This window comes from Steroidobacter sp. (genome assembly GCF_016790065.1).
Taxonomy (GTDB): Bacteria; Pseudomonadota; Gammaproteobacteria; order Steroidobacterales; family Steroidobacteraceae; genus Steroidobacter.
Genome location: NZ_JAEUPY010000565.1, coordinates 34,198 through 50,404, shown reverse-complemented (window position 1 = coordinate 50,404; position 16,207 = coordinate 34,198). Strand labels below are relative to the sequence as shown.

The 16,207-nt window shown below is 60.0% G+C and carries 15 protein-coding genes; 10 read left to right on the top strand and 5 right to left on the bottom strand.

Annotated elements, in window-relative coordinates; all coding sequences use genetic code 11:
- The 3 genes from JNL55_RS23520 to JNL55_RS23510 all read left to right on the top strand — a co-directional run.
- Positions 1-731: DUF4279 domain-containing protein (locus JNL55_RS23520; RefSeq protein ID WP_293859838.1), on the top strand; the 731-nt coding region annotated here is incomplete at its 5' end.
- Positions 732-770: 39 nt separating this feature from the next.
- Complete coding sequence (locus JNL55_RS23515; protein WP_293859835.1) at positions 771-1,085, top strand: hypothetical protein; 315 nt, start codon at positions 771-773, stop codon at positions 1,083-1,085.
- Positions 1,086-1,152: 67 nt separating this feature from the next.
- Complete coding sequence (locus JNL55_RS23510; protein WP_322111048.1) at positions 1,153-1,689, top strand: DinB family protein; 537 nt, start codon at positions 1,153-1,155, stop codon at positions 1,687-1,689.
- Between the two features lie 13 nt (positions 1,690-1,702).
- On the opposite strand, the gene JNL55_RS23505 is transcribed toward JNL55_RS23510, so the two are convergent.
- Positions 1,703-2,152: a hypothetical protein gene (locus JNL55_RS23505; RefSeq protein WP_293859829.1), complete on the bottom strand. Its 450-nt coding sequence runs from the start codon at positions 2,150-2,152 to the stop codon at positions 1,703-1,705.
- 22 nt (positions 2,153-2,174) lie between these two features.
- Positions 2,175-3,758: a tannase/feruloyl esterase family alpha/beta hydrolase gene (locus tag JNL55_RS23500; RefSeq protein ID WP_293859826.1), complete on the bottom strand. Its 1,584-nt coding sequence runs from the start codon at positions 3,756-3,758 to the stop codon at positions 2,175-2,177.
- Between the two features lie 311 nt (positions 3,759-4,069).
- On the opposite strand from JNL55_RS23500, the gene JNL55_RS23495 reads away from it, so the two are divergent.
- Together JNL55_RS23495 and JNL55_RS23490 are read left to right on the top strand one after the other, a co-directional pair.
- The gene (locus JNL55_RS23495; protein ID WP_293859823.1) at positions 4,070-6,301 is read left to right on the top strand and encodes a TonB-dependent receptor; all 2,232 of its coding nucleotides are present in this window, start codon (positions 4,070-4,072) and stop codon (positions 6,299-6,301) included.
- 74 nt (positions 6,302-6,375) lie between these two features.
- Positions 6,376-7,659: an MFS transporter gene (locus tag JNL55_RS23490; protein ID WP_293859820.1), complete on the top strand. Its 1,284-nt coding sequence runs from the start codon at positions 6,376-6,378 to the stop codon at positions 7,657-7,659.
- Between the two features lie 62 nt (positions 7,660-7,721).
- On the opposite strand, the gene JNL55_RS23485 is transcribed toward JNL55_RS23490, so the two are convergent.
- Genes JNL55_RS23485 through JNL55_RS23475 form a run of 3 tightly spaced genes read right to left on the bottom strand, consistent with a single transcriptional unit; the run spans position 7,722 to position 10,583 of the window.
- Positions 7,722-8,573 (bottom strand): TauD/TfdA dioxygenase family protein, encoded by an 852-nt coding sequence (locus JNL55_RS23485; protein ID WP_293859817.1) that lies wholly within the window; start codon positions 8,571-8,573, stop codon positions 7,722-7,724.
- A 31-nt stretch (positions 8,574-8,604) separates the two neighbouring features.
- The gene (dmpG, locus tag JNL55_RS23480) at positions 8,605-9,636 is read right to left on the bottom strand and encodes a 4-hydroxy-2-oxovalerate aldolase (protein ID WP_293859814.1); all 1,032 of its coding nucleotides are present in this window, start codon (positions 9,634-9,636) and stop codon (positions 8,605-8,607) included.
- Positions 9,633-10,583: an acetaldehyde dehydrogenase (acetylating) gene (locus JNL55_RS23475; RefSeq protein WP_293859811.1), complete on the bottom strand. Its 951-nt coding sequence runs from the start codon at positions 10,581-10,583 to the stop codon at positions 9,633-9,635. The genes dmpG and JNL55_RS23475 overlap by 4 nt, the downstream gene beginning before the upstream one ends.
- Before the next feature lie 93 nt (positions 10,584-10,676).
- Here JNL55_RS23475 and JNL55_RS23470 point away from each other — a divergent pair, with 93 nt between their 5' ends.
- From JNL55_RS23470 to JNL55_RS23450, 5 genes are all read left to right on the top strand, one after another.
- Positions 10,677-11,486, top strand: a complete 810-nt coding sequence (locus JNL55_RS23470; protein WP_293859807.1) for an aspartate dehydrogenase — start codon at positions 10,677-10,679, stop codon at positions 11,484-11,486.
- 31 nt (positions 11,487-11,517) lie between these two features.
- Positions 11,518-12,249 (top strand): GntR family transcriptional regulator, encoded by a 732-nt coding sequence (locus tag JNL55_RS23465; protein ID WP_293859804.1) that lies wholly within the window; start codon positions 11,518-11,520, stop codon positions 12,247-12,249.
- A gap of 386 nt (positions 12,250-12,635) precedes the next feature.
- Complete coding sequence (locus JNL55_RS23460) at positions 12,636-13,868, top strand: FAD-dependent oxidoreductase (RefSeq protein ID WP_293859802.1); 1,233 nt, start codon at positions 12,636-12,638, stop codon at positions 13,866-13,868.
- Between the two features lie 9 nt (positions 13,869-13,877).
- On the top strand, positions 13,878-14,408 hold the full coding sequence (locus tag JNL55_RS23455; protein WP_293859799.1) for a cupin domain-containing protein: 531 nt from the start codon (positions 13,878-13,880) through the stop codon (positions 14,406-14,408).
- On the top strand, positions 14,408-16,198 hold the full coding sequence (locus tag JNL55_RS23450) for a gamma-glutamyltransferase family protein (protein ID WP_293859796.1): 1,791 nt from the start codon (positions 14,408-14,410) through the stop codon (positions 16,196-16,198). Before JNL55_RS23455 ends, JNL55_RS23450 begins: the two co-directional genes overlap by 1 nt.
- Positions 16,199-16,207: the final 9 nt, after the last annotated feature.

Sequence of the window (16,207 nt, the reverse complement as noted above, 5' to 3'; positions counted from 1 at the left end):
GTCGCAATCAACATTGCGATCTCCGCTGCATGTTACATCTGGGCCGGGGCGATCTCAGCGGCCCTGAGTTCACAGCGTTCACTACCTCATGCGCTCGCAGTGGGCGCGGTGCTTCTTCTATGGTCCTGCGCTTTGACGCTCGTGTCGCAGCCGCTTGTCATTGCCCAGTTGATTGTGGCTCTTGTTCTTCCGATTCCTTTGGCGGTTTGGGGCTCTCGTTTGCAACAGAAACTAGCGAGAGCGTCGCATGGCTGACAGCGCCGAGCTCACGATCCTCGTTGGGTTTTCAGATGGCTACAATTAATAGAACCCTTGCGACACTGCGCATCTCCGGAGAGGATCTAGACCCGGAAGAGGTATCGACTCTGCTTGGTCATCCTGCGGAACGGTCTCAGAAAAAGGGTGAGGAGATCATCGGCCGCAGCACTGGGGAAGTGAGAATTGCAAGATTCGGTATATGGGTGCTTAAAGCACCTGAGGCGCAACCCGGCGATATTGATGGTCAGCTAAACAGTATTCTTGAAAAACTGACGGATGATCTCTCGGTGTGGAAGCAGTTATCGGCGCGATTCGAGATGGACTTATTCTGTGGCCTGTTCATGGAAGGCGGAATGGAAGGATTATGCATCTCGCCGGAATCTTTGCTTCGCTTGGGTGAGAGGGGCATCGAGTTAGGGTTAGATATCTATGCCGGTGATGGTGAGCTCGCACGGGATGCTAACGCCGGTTGAGCGCAGCGATAGGCGGCAGAAAAACATAAGGGGTGATTTATGGGAATCGTGTTAAGCGCATTGCTTCTGTACGTGCTGGTGTCGAGTTTCAACGACGGGATCGAAGACGAGATCCGTTGGAAAGTGTTCGTCATCGCTGGCTTGGTCATTGCCCTTGAGCTGGGCGTTCGATATCTCGGGGTGTCGATGGCCTTGGCTCTGGCGGCTCTGCTGGGTTCAACCATACTGATTGCGCTGTTGCTCGTGGCTTGGTGCAAGCTCTCTCGCGCCGTTGCAGGCAAAGTCGCGGCTTCGTTTCTGGGCATTCGCGTGGCGCTTGGTCTGCTGCCGCTGTTGTTACAACGGATGGCCTGACGACTTATTCGGGAATAGCATGCACTCCAAGCCTGGCGCTCATGCCTTTCGAAAGAACTCCGACTAAATGCGCGATCATTTTATAATCATGGCTTCCTACAACACGTGGATGAACACGAAGTTGTACCAGGCAGCCGGCGAACTTTCCGCGAGTGAACTGAGCGAGAATAAAGGAGCATTCTTCGGCTCAGTGCTCGGAATTCTGAATCACCTGGTGGTTGCAGATCGGATCTGGCTGCAGCGATTCTCGGAGCATCCATCCCGCCACGAGGCGCTGTCGGATGTGCGTCTGCTGCCGAAGCCGCAAGCGCTGAACGAGATTCTATTCGCCGATTTCAAGGAACTGTCGGAGCACCGAAGAATGCTCGATGCAGTGATCGAGCGATGGGTGGGTAGCCTCACCGAGGCGGATATGGACCAGGCCATATGCTATGCAAACTCGAAGGGCGTTCGATTTTGCAGGCGGTTCCCCAGTCTGGTGCTGCACTTCTTCAATCATCAAACGCATCATCGCGGCCAAGCCACGACTCTGTTGTCGCAGTTCGGTAAGGACGTGGGTGTGACAGATCTGTTGGCGTTGCTGCCGAACGAGCTAGAAACATAACGGCGGCGCGTCTCTATGCTTTGGCGCGTGAGCTTTGCAGCTCGACACCTGAATCGTGGGGCGAGACGAAAACGGAGGCCGTGCTGACGTACGAGCCGCCTAAGTCGGTTACAACGCGAGCTTCGAATTCCAAGTCGTAGCCAGTACGAGTCCGGTCACCGGCGACGGCGGTTCTGCTCTCGGGTGAGCGACGAATATCGAGCCGTGCCTCGCGAAGCCACGCCGCGGGAAGACGACCCTTACGAAGCTGATCTTCGAATTTCTGCACGGCTAACCGGCGAGCGACTGCTGTCGGTGTCGAGTCGGCGAGTTCCTCAACCTGCTCGAGCAAATCAAAGTGAAGGCTGTCCGAAACCTCGATCAAGAATCCGAACAGCCAATAACCCCCAAAGTCGGAATAGCGACTCGTCAACGTCCCCAGGAAGTTATGCAGCACTCCGGGAATGACGCGTCGCGTGCTCATGACTAGCCGCCCGATGCATTAGTTACTTCGGCGCTCGAAGCCAATCCAACCGATCATCCGGCTCTTTCTTTGGCGAAGCCTGCACCCAATTCGCGGCGTCGTTCACATCGCCTTTGCCAGTGTACTTCGCATACGAGGGATACGGAAACAGCGGTCGAGTGCGAATCAATCCTTGCGCGCCGCTCTGAGTGGCGACGACGCGATCCGGTGCAACACCTTGTTCGACCCACTTCACCAACTCGGGCAGCAGTTCGAAAGTGTTGGGTGCGTTGCCGCCCCGGCAATGAAACATTCCGGGAACCATGAATACACGAAACCACTCGCGCACTTTCTCGCCGCCGCCTTGGCGAGAGGTCACTTGAGCGTAGTAATCAAGCATCGCCATCGGAGAAACGCCGGCATCGGCCCAGCCGTGATAGACGAGCAGCTTGCCGCCGCGTTGCTCAAACGCGCGAAGATCGGGTGATTCGAACGGAGCGACAGGATCGTACAAAGCGGCCATCTGTTCAGTCTTGGCGACGTCGGTGTCGAAATTGAACGTGCGATAGTTGTAGTCCGCCGGCGGATTGGTCGGGAACGCGAGATAGCGCAAATAGCCTTCCGCCAATGAGCGACGACCAGCGCCACTCCATGACAACTCGCTGCCATACGGCGTCGCCCCGGGCATCAACTTCTCGCCCTTGCTGTTCACTGGCCCGCTGTACAACGCCTTGGCTGCGGACACTTGCTCGGCCGTCAAACAATCCGGGCCGTCACCTTGCTTGCATTGAAGCTTGGCCGGATCAAATTTACACGTACGCGGATCGGTGAGGATGCCGTCGACCAAGCCATCGAGTTTGTCGCACGACTTCATGACACCTGCGTTCAGCACAGCGAGCTTGGCCGGTGTGAACACTTCGGAGCCGTCGTCGCGTAACAGCTTTTGCGCATCCCAATTGTTGGCGATAGCGCCGAGGCGGCCGGGGAAGGCGGGATCGCCGGCGATGATGCCGTCGAAGTCTTCAGGATAGTGCTGCGCTTCGGTGAGTCCTTCGCGGCCGCCGGTAGAACATCCGCGAAAATATGAGCGCGCCGGCCGCTTGCCGTAGTAACGTGCGGCCAGTTCCTTACCTGCAACGGACATCAAATGCGTGGAACGGCCGGCGTAGTCCTCGCGGAGCGAGGGATCGCTACCCCAAATCGGATCTTTGACGACCAATCCCACGTGGCCCATGTTGTGAGCGGCCACAACGAAGTTGGCGGCGAGTGCATCAGCGCAGTTATTGATGTTGATCACGCCGCAGAAACCGCCGCAGCCCACCTGAAAGTAGCGGCCGTTCCAGTTCTTGCTCGGCAAGCGCACTTCAAACTGAATTTGCGGCTGAATGTAGCCGTTGACGGCGCAATACTCGCCGGTGCCGTCCTTGGCCGCGATCAGCTTTGCCGAAAGCACGGACAGCGGCGCGTCGACACTGTTCTTAAAATCCTCGTCGACCAACCGTTCGCATTGCATGGAGGCAGTCAGTGGCGCATCCAGCGGCGCTGCGCCCGCCGCGTAAACGCCACTGCCCACAGCAAGTGACGCTACTAAAAGCAGGGAATGAGCTATGACCCTCACTGCGTTCATCGTGGACTGCACGGGCTTTCCTCTCACGTCACATGGTTGAGAATTCGTTGCGCCCGCGCGGCCTGGAGCGCGATGCCGGTGCAGGGGCCTTGCGTGCCTGCACCAACTTCGCATGCCTCAGTCGCGCGCGCCGGACTTGAATTATCGCTGCCAAGGTCTCTATGATCGTCATACATCATACAAAAATACCATCGTATTATCGGTTCGAATGGTGGTATGCAAGTTGCATTGTTGCGTAGCAATCGGAAGTTGAATGGCTGTGGGGATGCGCGAGGCCCAAAGAGCCTTGCCTAAACTTTTGAGGAGCTTGCATGAGACTCAGCAATCGCCGGGGCCGGTTTGCCGCCCGGATTAGCCAGGCAGTCGCGTTGGCCGCGACCGCGACGGTGAGCGTCGCCAATGCCCAGGAGACGGTCGTCGAGGAAATCGTGGTCACCGCCACCAAGCGCGAAACCACCATGAAAGACACGCCTGCGGCCATCGGCGCGATCAGCGGCGACGCGATCCGCGAAAGCCAGGCGTTCTCGTTGGAAAGCTTCGCGCGTTTGGATCCGTCCGTTCAGGTGAACAATCGCGGCGTGGGCGACAACCAGATCATCGTCCGCGGCATTGCCTCGTCGGGCAAGCCCACCGTCGGTTTGTACTTCGACGAAGCGGTGATTACCGGTCTCGGTCTGGACGGCGGCAGCGATAACCAGCCGAACATTCAGCTCCATGACATGGAGCGCATCGAAATTCTGAAAGGCCCGCAGGGCACGTTGTTCGGCGCCGGCTCGATGAGCGGCACGGTGCGCTTCATCACCAACACGCCGGACCTGGAGAAACAGTCGTTCTCGTTCTCCGGCGCGGCCGCGAGTGTGAAGGACGGCAATCCTTTCTATCAGGGCGAAGCGGTCGCCAACCTGCCCATCATCGACGACAAGTTGGGCATGCGCGCGGTGGTATGGGGCGATTCCGGTGGTGGCTACATCGACCAGAACCGCAATGGCACTCAGCACGATGATGTGAACGATCAATCGGTGTGGGGCACGCGCTTGACGTTGGCGTCGCAGATCACCGAGCAGTTCAAAGTCACGGTGATGGGTTTGTATCAGGAGAGCGATGCCGACGGCTCGCAGTATTTCGAGTTCAGTGAAGGTCCCTATCGCAACATTTCGCCGACCCAGGAACCGTTCGAAGACGAGATCAAGCTGTTCAGCGCGATTGCCGACTACGACGCCGGCTTCGGTACCTTTACCGGCACCGTGTCGTACATGGATCGCGACCTGAATTTCTCACGCGACAGCACGCCAACCGCCAATCGCTTCAATCTCGGCGTCGATCTCGCGTATCACCAGGCGCAGGAGATCTCCAACCTGTCCTCGGAATTCCGTTTCGCTTCGACGTTCGACGGGCCGTTGCAGTTCGTCACCGGCGCGTTCTACGCCGAGCAGAAATCCACAGCGCGAAATGCAGCGCTGGTGGCCGATTCGGCCACCGGTTTGGCTCGCTGTAACTTCCATGCGGACTGCGTCGCATCCGGCTTTGCTCGCGACGACATCAACTCGTCGACCGGCGAAGTGACCATCGATCAGTTCGCGATCTTCTCCGAAACCGAATACAAGTTCACCGACAAGTTCACCGGCACGCTGGGAGTGCGTTACTACACGGCCGACATCGGTCAACAAACGATCACGACGCAGTCGCTGCGGCATCCGGTGTTCTCACCGGTGCAGACTGCGGACGTGCTCTCGCTGGATGAAGACACCAGCGAAAACGAGATGAGCTACAACTTCGCGCTGGCCTATGCGTTGACCAACGACACTACGTTGTACAGCCGCGTGGCTTCGGGCTTCCGTCCCGGCGGTGCCAACGACTCCGACGCGGCAGCTCAGCAAGGCGTGATTGCGCCGGCCAAGTACGAGTCGGACACGCTGTGGAGTTTCGAAGTCGGTGCCAAGAGCTACTTCGCCAATCGCATGTTCTACACCGAAGTGTCGGTGTATCGGATCAACTGGTCCGATCAACAGATCTCGGTGACCGATCCGGGCGGTACGTTCGTGTACATCGCCAACGCTGGTAAGAGCTACGTGAACGGCGTCGAGTTTCAGTTGAACGGTCAGCCCACCGATGCGCTGTCGTTCAATATCGGTGCGACCTACACCGACTCGCGCTTGTCCGAAGATCTGCCGTCGACGGCGCAGACTTCGGGCTTCGATGGCGATCGCATTCCGTACACGCCGAAGTGGTCGTTCGCCGGCCAGGTGACGTACGAAGTGCCGTTCTCGTCGTCGCTCACCGGTTATGCCAGCACCAACTTCAACTATCGCGGTGTCTCGTACACCAACTTCAACAGCCAGTCGGACGACTACCAGGAGCTGGATTCCTACCTCCTGGTCGGCGTGCGTGCCGGCGTGCGGGTGGACGGTTGGGACGCGGGCATCTTCGTCGACAACGTTACCGATGAAACGCCTGAGATCGGTTTGCGCGTGACAGGCGACGGTTACCGCGTCTACACGACGCGGCCGCTGACCGCCGGTGTTCGCGTATCGAAGAGCTTCTGATCGTCGTGTGACGATGGCGGCCGTCTGCCTTGCGGGACGGCCGCATTTTGTTTATCCCTCGATGCGCGATCTCTATGGCTGAATCCCTATCCCAAATGCAGGCGGCCCGCTCCGAACCGGTGTTTTATCGCGGCTGGCTCACCGTCGTGGTGTGCTTGCTCGGCATCTCCACCGGGCCGGCGGCTTTCGGACTGTCCTCGTTGTTTCTGTTGGGCGGTCCGATCGGCGAGGAGTTCGGCTGGAGTCGCACGGCCATCAGTGCCGCCGTGTCGGTGATGATGTTGTGTACGGCCATCTCGCTGCCGTTGATGGGCAAGCTCGTCGACCGCTTCGGCGTGAAGCAGGTGCTGGTGCCCTCGGTCATCATCTTCGGGCTGTGTTTTCTGGCGGCGTCGATGATCCAGAACTACTGGCAGTTCATCGCGCTGTACGTGGCGATGGGGACGATTGCCGTCGGCACCAACAGCGTGCCCTACATGCGAGTGCTCACCGCTTGGTTCGATCGCCGTCGCGGCTTGGCGATTGGCATTGCCGGCAGTGGCACTGGTCTCGGCTTCGGCTATGTGCCGTTGATCACGTCATGGCTGGTGGCGCACTACGGTTGGCGCGGCGGTTACTTCGGGCTCGGCTTGATCATGTTGCTGTTTACGCTGCCGATGATTTTGTTTCTATTGCACGAGAAGCCGCAGTCGCTCGGCTTGCATCCGGACGGCGCGGTATCCGACGAGCCAGCTGCGCATCCGGTGGCGACAGGAGATTCGCTGGCCGAGGCCATGCGACGGCGTGACTTCTGGAGTCTGATCACCATCTTCGCCGGCCTGGCGTTCGTGTTGTATGGATTGATCCCGCACATGGTGCCCATGCTTCAGGATCGCGGCGTGCCGGTCGCACAGGCGTCGTGGTTGGCGTCGGCGTTCGGTTGGTCTGCATTCGGCGGCCGGCTGTTGATCGGCTTCCTGGTCGATCGATACGACGCGCGTCGGATCGCGTTCGTGTTCTTCTCGCTGTCGGCGATCGGCTTGGGGCTGCTGTCCGCGCCGCTGCCGATTTGGGTGTTCACCGTCGCGGCCATCCTGCTCGGCTTGAGCCTAGGTGCCGAGGTGGACATGCTCGCCTATCTCACCAGCCGCTACTTCGGCTTGAAGAACTTCGCGCAGATCTTCGGTGCCATGTTCTCGGCAGTGATGGTGGCGATGAGCCTCAGCCCGCTCGCATTCGGCGCCGTGTACGACTACACCGGCTCATACAAATCCATTCTCGCCCTCGGCGTGCCTCTGTGCGTGCTCGCCATCGTGTTGGTACTAGCGCTCCGTCCGTACGGCGAGCGCGCTCGCGGCGGCCCCATCTCCGTCACCTGAGCATAAAAAAAGGCCCGAGGTCATAACGACCCCGGGCCTCAACAAACATTACCTCGCGTCGACTACGCCGACTCTTTCGGCCCGCCCTTGTCGGCGATCTGCACGCGGAAGCCTGAGCGCAACTGCGGGTAGTAGTCCCAGATGGCCAGGTGCTGAGTGCAGCGGTTGTCCCAGAACGCGACCGAGTGCGGCTCCCAACGGAAGCGCACCTGGAAGTAGGCGTTCTCGCAGTGATGGAACAGGAACTGCAGCAGCGCTGCGCTCTCGGCCTCGGGCACTTCGTTGATGCGGGCGGTGAAGCCTTTGTTCACGTACAGCACTTTGCGGCCCGTTGCCGGATGGGTGCGAATCACCGGATGCACGGCGACCGGGTACTTGCCGTCCGGATTGAAGCGGCCGAAGGCGAGCTTGCCGTCGTGAGTAGCGGTCAGGCCTTCGAGATAAGCCTTCATCCGATCCGAGAGCGCGTCATACGCGGCGTACATGCTCGCGAATATCGTGTCGCCGCCCATCGTCGGCAGGGTGTGCAAATAAAGAATGCTGCCCATCGGAGGAATCGTGGCGCACGACATGTCGGTGTGCCATTCCTCGCCAGCCACGTGTTTGGAATTCGCGTCCGCCTGTAGCTTGCGCACTTCGGGATGATCCGGCAGGCCCTGCAACGCGTGGATCTGCAGCTCGCCAAAATACTGACCGACGCGCTTTAACGACGGCGGATCGAGCTGCTGATTACGGAAGAAAATCACCTGATGATCGGCGATGGCCTGATTCAGGTCGGCCAGCTGCTGAGTGCTCAGTGGCTTGCTCAGATCGATGCCCGAGATGATGGCACCGATGGTCGGCGTGAGCCGGTCGGCGGTAAGCGTCTGGTAGCTCTGGCTGGGCGGAACGGCGGGCTTCGGATGGGCGGCCATGAGGAATCTCGGAAAAAGGGGTCAGATTTATTTACGAAGCAAGTTGGTCGCGTGCGCGTACTAGATCGAGCGCGACGTCGGTGATCATGTCTTCCTGGCCGCCGACCATGCGGCGCCGGCCGAGCTCGACCAGGATAGTGCGGGTATCGAGCCCATAAGTCGCCGCCGCTTTCTCGGCGTGGCGTAAGAACGAGGAATAAACGCCGGCATAGCCGAGCGTCAGCGTCTCGCGATCGACGCGCACCGGTCGATCTTGTAACGGGCGAACCAAGTCCTCCGCCGCGTCCATCAGCTTGAACAGGTCGCAACCATGCTGCCATCCGTAGACGTCGGCGGCGGCAATGAACACTTCCAACGGCGCATTACCTGCGCCTGCGCCCATGCCGGCAAGGCTGGCGTCCACGCGGATCGCGCCGTTCTTCACGGCGAGAATGGAATTCGCAACGCCTAAGCTGAGATTGTGATGCGCGTGAATGCCTCGTTCGGTCTCGGGCTTGAGCACGCGATCGTAAGCTTGGAAGCGAGCGGCGGTGTCATCCATCGTCATCGCGCCACCCGAGTCAGTCACATACACACAATGCGCGCCGTAGCTTTCCATCAGCTTCGCTTGCGCGGCGAGCTGCTCAGGCGGGCTCATGTGACTCATCATCAAGAAGCCAGACACATCCATGCCCAGGTTGCGTGCGTATTCGATGTGCTGCTGAGAAACGTCGGCTTCAGTGCAATGTGTGGCGATGCGCACCGAGCGCACCCCGAGATCGAACGCGTGTCGCAAGTCGTGAACGGTGCCGATGCCGGGCAACAGCAACGTCGTGAGCTTGGCGTGTTTGATGACGCTGGCGACGGCTTCGATCCATTCCCAGTCGGTGTGTTTGCCGAAACCGTAGTTGAATGAGGAGCCAGCCAGGCCATCGCCATGCGCGACTTCAATGGCGTCGACGCGTGCTTCATCCAGCGCTCTGGCAATCGCTTTGACGTGTTCGACGCTGTATTGATGACGGATGGCGTGCATGCCATCGCGTAACGTCACATCTTGAATGTAGAGCTTACTGGTCGGGCTCATGCAGCGATCTCCTCGCGGAGATTGAGTGCCACGCGCTCGGCAGTTCGTAGCGCGGCCGACGTCATGATATCCAGATTTCCCGCGTATGCAGGCAAGTAGTGTGCGGCGCCTTCCACTTCCAGGAATACGCTGACTTTGAGTCCGACGAACGAGGCGTCCACGCCTTCGAACGGCAATTGCACGCCGGGGCCGACGCGCTCGAATTGGACGTTTTGTTTCAAACGATAACCGGGCACGTAGCTCTGTACCTCGGCCACCATCTTCTGAACCGCGGCTGCGATGGCGCTCTCATCCGCAAGGGCGGTGAGACAGTACACCGTGTCGCGCATGACCAGCGGAGGCTCAGCGGGGTTCAGCACGATAATGGCCTTACCGTGCCGCGCCCCGCCTACCTGTTCGATGGCTCGTGCCGTGGTCTCAGTGAACTCGTCAATGTTTGCTCGCGTGCCCGGGCCGGCGGATTTGCTGGCGATGGAGGCGACGATTTCGGCGTACAACACCGGCGCGACTTTGCCGATCGCTGCGACGATGGGAATGGTTGCCTGGCCGCCGCAAGTCACCATGTTTAGATTGGCGGCGCCGAGATGCTGCTCGCCATTGACCGGTGGAATCACGAACGGACCGACGGCCGCAGGCGTTAGATCGATCAACTTCTTACCGTGTGCGCGCAGTACCGAGTCGTGGTGTTTGTGAGCTGCCGCTGAGGTGGCATCGAATACCAAGCGCACTTCTTTGAACTCGGGCATGGCTAGAAAGCCGTCGATGCCCGCGGCCGTGGTCGCGACCCCAAGTCGCTGCGCTCGAGCCAGGCCTTCGGATTGCGGATCCACGCCGACCATGGCCGCCATCCGCAAAGTGCGGCTGGTGCGCAGGATCTTGATCATCAGATCGGTGCCGATGTTGCCGGAGCCGATGATCGCTACCGGGACGCGCTCTGACGGGGCCATGGCTGGAGTCCGGGGTGAAGGGATGTCACTAAGGTAGTATGATCATACAATATTATCAAATACAGGCCGCCGCTGGGGCGGTGGGGCAGGGCCATGCGACGTAATCTGCCGCTGGGCATGATCGGCTTTGGCGCCATGGGGCGCGAGGTCATGACGGCATTATTGAAGCTGGGCGAGACGGCCGCGATGCAGGCGGTATTGGTCCGTCCGGGCCGCGAGGCGCCGCATGCGGTTCACGATGTTCAGGCCTTGATCGCGGCGGGGCCGCGCGTGGTCTTGGAATGTGCGGGCCACTCGGCGGTCCGGGAGTTCGTCGTGCCGTTGCTGCGGGCGGGGATCGATGTGATCGTGTCGTCCGTCGGCGCGCTCGCCGATGATGAGCTCAGAGACGAACTGCTCGATGCTGAACAGGGCGGCGGTAGAGCGCTGCTGCCGGCGGGCGCGATCGCCGGCCTCGATGGTTTATTGGCCGCACGGCTCGCGGGCTTGGACGAAGTGACCTACACCTCGTTCAAACCACCGCATGCCTGGCGTGGCACGGCGGCTGAGCAGGTGCTCGACCTGAATCATTCCGAGCCGGAGCGGGAGTTTTTCGCCGGCTCGGCGCGTGCCGCGGCGCTGGCTTATCCCAAGAACGTCAACGTGGGTGTGGCTATCGCCTTGGTGGGCTTGGGAATGGACGCCACGCGGGTGCGGTTGGTGTCGTCACGCAACGTTACCGACCCGCTCGGCAGGATCGAGGCTCATGGCGCGTTCGGACATTTTCGGTTCGATATTTTCGCGCGTGCAGCCGCCGATAATCCGAAAACCTCGGCGCTGACGGCGTACAGTATCGTGCAATGTGCCCGCCTCGGCGGCGCTTACCCCATCTCCGGGCTCTGCCAGCGATCGACGCTCGCGTAATATCAACGGCAAGCTAGTTTGAGGACCGGCCTTGGAATACCAGGATCTACGCATCGTTGAAAATCCCACGCTGGTGCGTGAGCACGCGTTGGACAAACTCCGCAACGCCATCAGCCGTGGCTTGTATCCACCTGGCATGCGCTTGGTGGAACGTGAGCTGTGTGAGGCGTTGGGTGTCAGCCGCACCTCGGTGCGCGAAGCCTTGCGACAACTGCAGGCGGAAAATCTGATCGAAGTCGGCAAGCGTCGCAACATCACGGTGGCGATTGTTTCTTCGAAAGATGCTGAAGATATTTATCTGATGCGAGAGATGCTCGAGACGCTGGCGGTGAAGCGTTTCGTCGCGCTGGCTGACGAGAATGCGATCAAGAAGCTGGTGCGCATTCACAAGGATTTGCGCAAGGTGCTCAACAAGGGTGACGTGCGCGAGCTGGCCATCATGGCTGGCGAGTTCTACGAAACCATTTTGAATAACTCGGGCAGCAAGGTGATTGCCGACATGGCGCGGCAGTTGCTGACGCGAGTGAACTATCTGCGCATGCGATCGATGGCGGAGCCGCATCGGTTGGAAGATGGCATCCATGAGTGGGATCGCTTGATCGAAGCCATCGTCGAGCGGAATGCGAATGCTGCTGCGAAGGCGATGGGCGATCACCTAGCGAATGCGCGTCGGGCTATCGTCGCTAAGTTGCAGGCGGAAGAAGAGCAGGCCGCGGCGACGGCTGTGCCTGTTCGTGCGGCTGGGGTTCGGCGGTCTGGGTAAGAGAATCGGAATTCAGAGAAGAGGCGTCGGTGGCTTGCAGCGCCAGGGCGGGGATCTCTCCTCCCGGCACCGCGCACGGCCGCAGCGCGTTGCGCTGCTTGCCGCACATCCCTGCTGAGCGCTGCTGCGACTAGCACGTCCCTGTACGTCGAAGCTGCCGGGGGGAGAGACCCCCGCCCTGGCGCTGCCTAAACACTGAGGTGTGTTCGAGCACTCAGAGGCTCCTGTCGTCACGCTCTGCGCGAGCATCTACGTCCCATCCTAATTTGGACCTAAGCTACTACCACTAAGCTGTAGGCAGCGGCAGTATCACTGTATGACTCTATGTTTGTCATACAAAGCAATCCCGAGCTACACTCCGCTCATTGCCAGCGGAAGTTCGGTTCATGGGCACAGCTCGGGCTATAGATCGGGTCATCATTGCCGGTGCGGGGCCGATTGGCGCCATCCTGGCGTACGCACTTCGGCGGCGAAATATTCCGGTCGTTCTGATCGAGGCGCTGGCTGCGCCTGAGATCGACTGTCGCGCGGCTTCGTGTCATCCGCCTACGGTGGCCATGATCGAGGAGCTGGGTCTGCTCGAAGACGGCCTCGATCAGGGACTCGTCTCTCCTGTATTCAATTATCTGGATCGCGTCACCGGCGAATTGATCGGGCGCTTCGACATCGAAGCCATGCGGGAGCGGCCGGCGCATCCGTATGTATTGCAGTGGGAGCAGTACAAGATCGTCGGCTCCGTGATCAATCGCTTGGCCAGCGATTCTGATGCAGACATTCGCATGTCGACGCGCGTCGTCGCTGTCGAGCAGGACGCGGACAAAGTTGACGTCACCGTGACCACGCCCGATGGCGGCAGCGAAATCATTTCCGGTCGCTATCTGGTCGGCTGCGATGGTGGCCGAAGCACCATTCGTAAGCTGGTGGACATCGAGTTCGAAGGCTTCACCTGGCCGGAGCGCTTCCTAAAAATCGATACACGCTTCGACTTCTTCGGATTGCGACCCGAGCTCAGCAATCGCAATTATTTCTCCGATCCCGAGGAATGGTTGAATCTGTTCAAGGCGCGCGGCGCGAGCGGTGAAGGGATGTGGCGTGCGGTGAGTCCGACGTTGCCGGAGCAAACCGATGAGGAACTGCTCTCGCCCGAAGCTGTGGAAGCGCGATTGCAGAAGTTTTGTCCCAAGCCTGGCCGCTATGAAATCGCGACCATCGCGCTCTACAAAGTGCATCAGCGTGTCGCGGCTACGTTCAATCACGGCCGCGTGTTGTTGGCCGGCGATTCGGCGCACGTGAACAATCCTGTGGGCGGCATGGGTATGAACGGCGGCATTCATGACGCAATCAATCTCGCCGACAAGTTACAAGCCATCTGGTTCGAAGGTGCCGAGGCACAGCCATTATTCGATCAGTACACGCGGCAGCGGCGCAAGGCGCAGGTGGATTACGTGCAGGCGCAGAGCATTCAGAACAAACAGACGCTGGGCGAGAAGGATCCGGTGGAGCGTGCACGTAAGCTGGATGGGATTCGCCGTCAGTCCGCCGATCCCGAGTTGCACGATGCTTTCATTCGTCGCGCCTGTTTGATCGACAGCTTGCGCGACGCCAACGCCACTCTTTGAGGAAAGCCCATGTCCATTGCCCGCCATCCTCGCCCGCCTGAGTTGGTCGGGGTTTCGCTCGAGCAAATCATGGATCGTTACGTCGCACGCTTCGCCGACCGGACGCCGGATTGGAACGCGTTTTCCGATGCGAATATCGACGGCTATCGTCGCGCGCAACATCGCTTCGTCGGCGCGGGTGCGTCGGGTAAGCACGATGACGCCAAGATCGTGCCGGCGGGTAATTTCACGCTGTCCATCATGTTGGTGCCGCCGGGGCAGGGCAACGCGCCGCATACGCATGAGGTCGAGGAAATATTCTTTGTCCTGCAAGGCCGGTGCGTGGTGTTCATCGAAGATGAAGAGGGCCGGCGGTTGAGCAAAGAGCTGCAGCAGTGGGAAATGATTTCCTGTCCGCCGGGCGTGATTCATGGCTATGTGAATGAAACCAACGAGCCGGTGTATTTACAGGTCATGTTGGGTCGTGGCCGGCCTGAGACGGCGGGTTTCGTCGATCAGAAGTTGTTCGAGAATCGTGACGCGCATCTGACGCGCACCTGATGTTCACTACGCGGCCGGAGATTCGCGGCACTTTCGGCGTCGTTGCATCGACGCACTGGATCGCGTCGGGCGTCGGCATGGCCATGCTCGAGCGTGGCGGTAACGCGTTTGACGCTGCGGTCGCCATCGGCTTCACGCTACAAGTCGTCGAGCCGCATTTGTGCGGGCCAGCTGGCGAAGTGCCGATCGTTTTCAAATCAGCGCGCGATAACGCGCCCACCGTGCTTTGTGGTCAAGGTGTCACGCCGGCGGCTGCAACCATTGAGCGGATGCGTTCGATGAACCTCGACATGGTGCCGGGCTCGGGGTTGCTTGCGGCCACCGTGCCGGGATCGTTCGATGCGTGGATGACGCTCCTGCGCGATCACGGCAGCATGCGGCTGGCGGATGTATTGGAGCCTGCGATTCATTACGCGGAGGCTGGCCATCCGCTGTTGCCTGGAGCGTCGCGAGCGATTGGCGATGTCGCGGAGGCGTTTCGAAAAGAGTGGCCGATGTCGGCGCCGGTTTGGTTGCCCAACAATGAAGTGCCGGCGCCGAATCAGTTATTCCGTAATCCGGCCCTAGCTGCGACCTGGCGAAAAATTCTCAGCGCGACGGGCGAGGGCAGTCGCGAACAACAGATCGAGCGCGCCCGTGCGGCTTGGTCGAGTGGGTTTGTTGCTGAAGCCATCGATCGCTTCTGTCGTACGCAAGAATTGATGGATGCGAGCGGTCAGCGCCACAAAGGTCTGCTGACCGGCGATGACATGGCGAAGTGGCAGGCCAGTTACGAAGCGCCGCAGACGTTTCGTTATCGCGATTGGATGTTCTGTAAGACCGGGCCTTGGGGCCAAGGGCCGGTGCTGCTGCAAGCGTTGTCGCTGCTCGCTGGTTATGACTTCTCGACGTTGCCGGCGTCCGAGCCCGAGTTTGTTCACATCGTGCTTGAGGCGCTGAAGCTAGCGTTCGCGGATCGCGAAGCTTATTACGGCGATCCGAACTTCATGCCGGTTCCCGTCGAGGCATTGCTGAGCGAGAGCTATGCGGCTGAGCGTCGCAAGTTAATCGGCGATAGTGCCTCGCACGAACTGCGGCCCGGGGTGTTGCCTGGCTTCGAGGCGCAGGTCGCGAAGAGCTTGAGCATGGTGCGCATTGCCACCGGCGAGAGCGGCGGGCTCGGGGTTGGTGAGCCGACCATGATGCATTTGAAGCCGACCTTGAAGCCCGGCGACACAGTGCACTTCGATGTGATCGATCGTTTCGGCAACCTGGTGTCGGCGACGCCTTCAGGGGGTTGGCCGCAATCGTCACCGACCATTCCTGAGCTGGGATTCGCGCTCAATACCAGAGCGCAGATGTTCTGGTTGGAGCCTGGGCTGCCGGGCAGCCTCGCGCCCGGTAAACGGCCGCGTACGACGCTTACGCCGACGCTGGCGACGCGTGACGATGGTACGTCGATGATTTGTGGTACGCCGGGTGGCGATCAACAGGATCAGTGGCAACTGATTTTCCTGCTCAGACATCTTCATCATGGCTTGGATTTGCAGCAGGCCATCGATGCGCCGCTGTTTCATAGCGTGCACTTTCCGGCGTCGTTCTATCCGCGCGAGGCGATGTTAGGCGCGGCTGTGATCGAAGAGAGCTACGGAGAGAAGGTGATCGCTGAGCTGAGACGCCGAGGTCATGACGTGAAGGTCGCGCCGGCTTGGTCGGCCGGAAGACTCACAGCAGCGTCGCGCGGAACGGATGGAATATTGCGAGCGGCGGCTACGCCAAGGCTGATGCAGGCGTACGCAGTCGGCCGCTAAGAAACATTC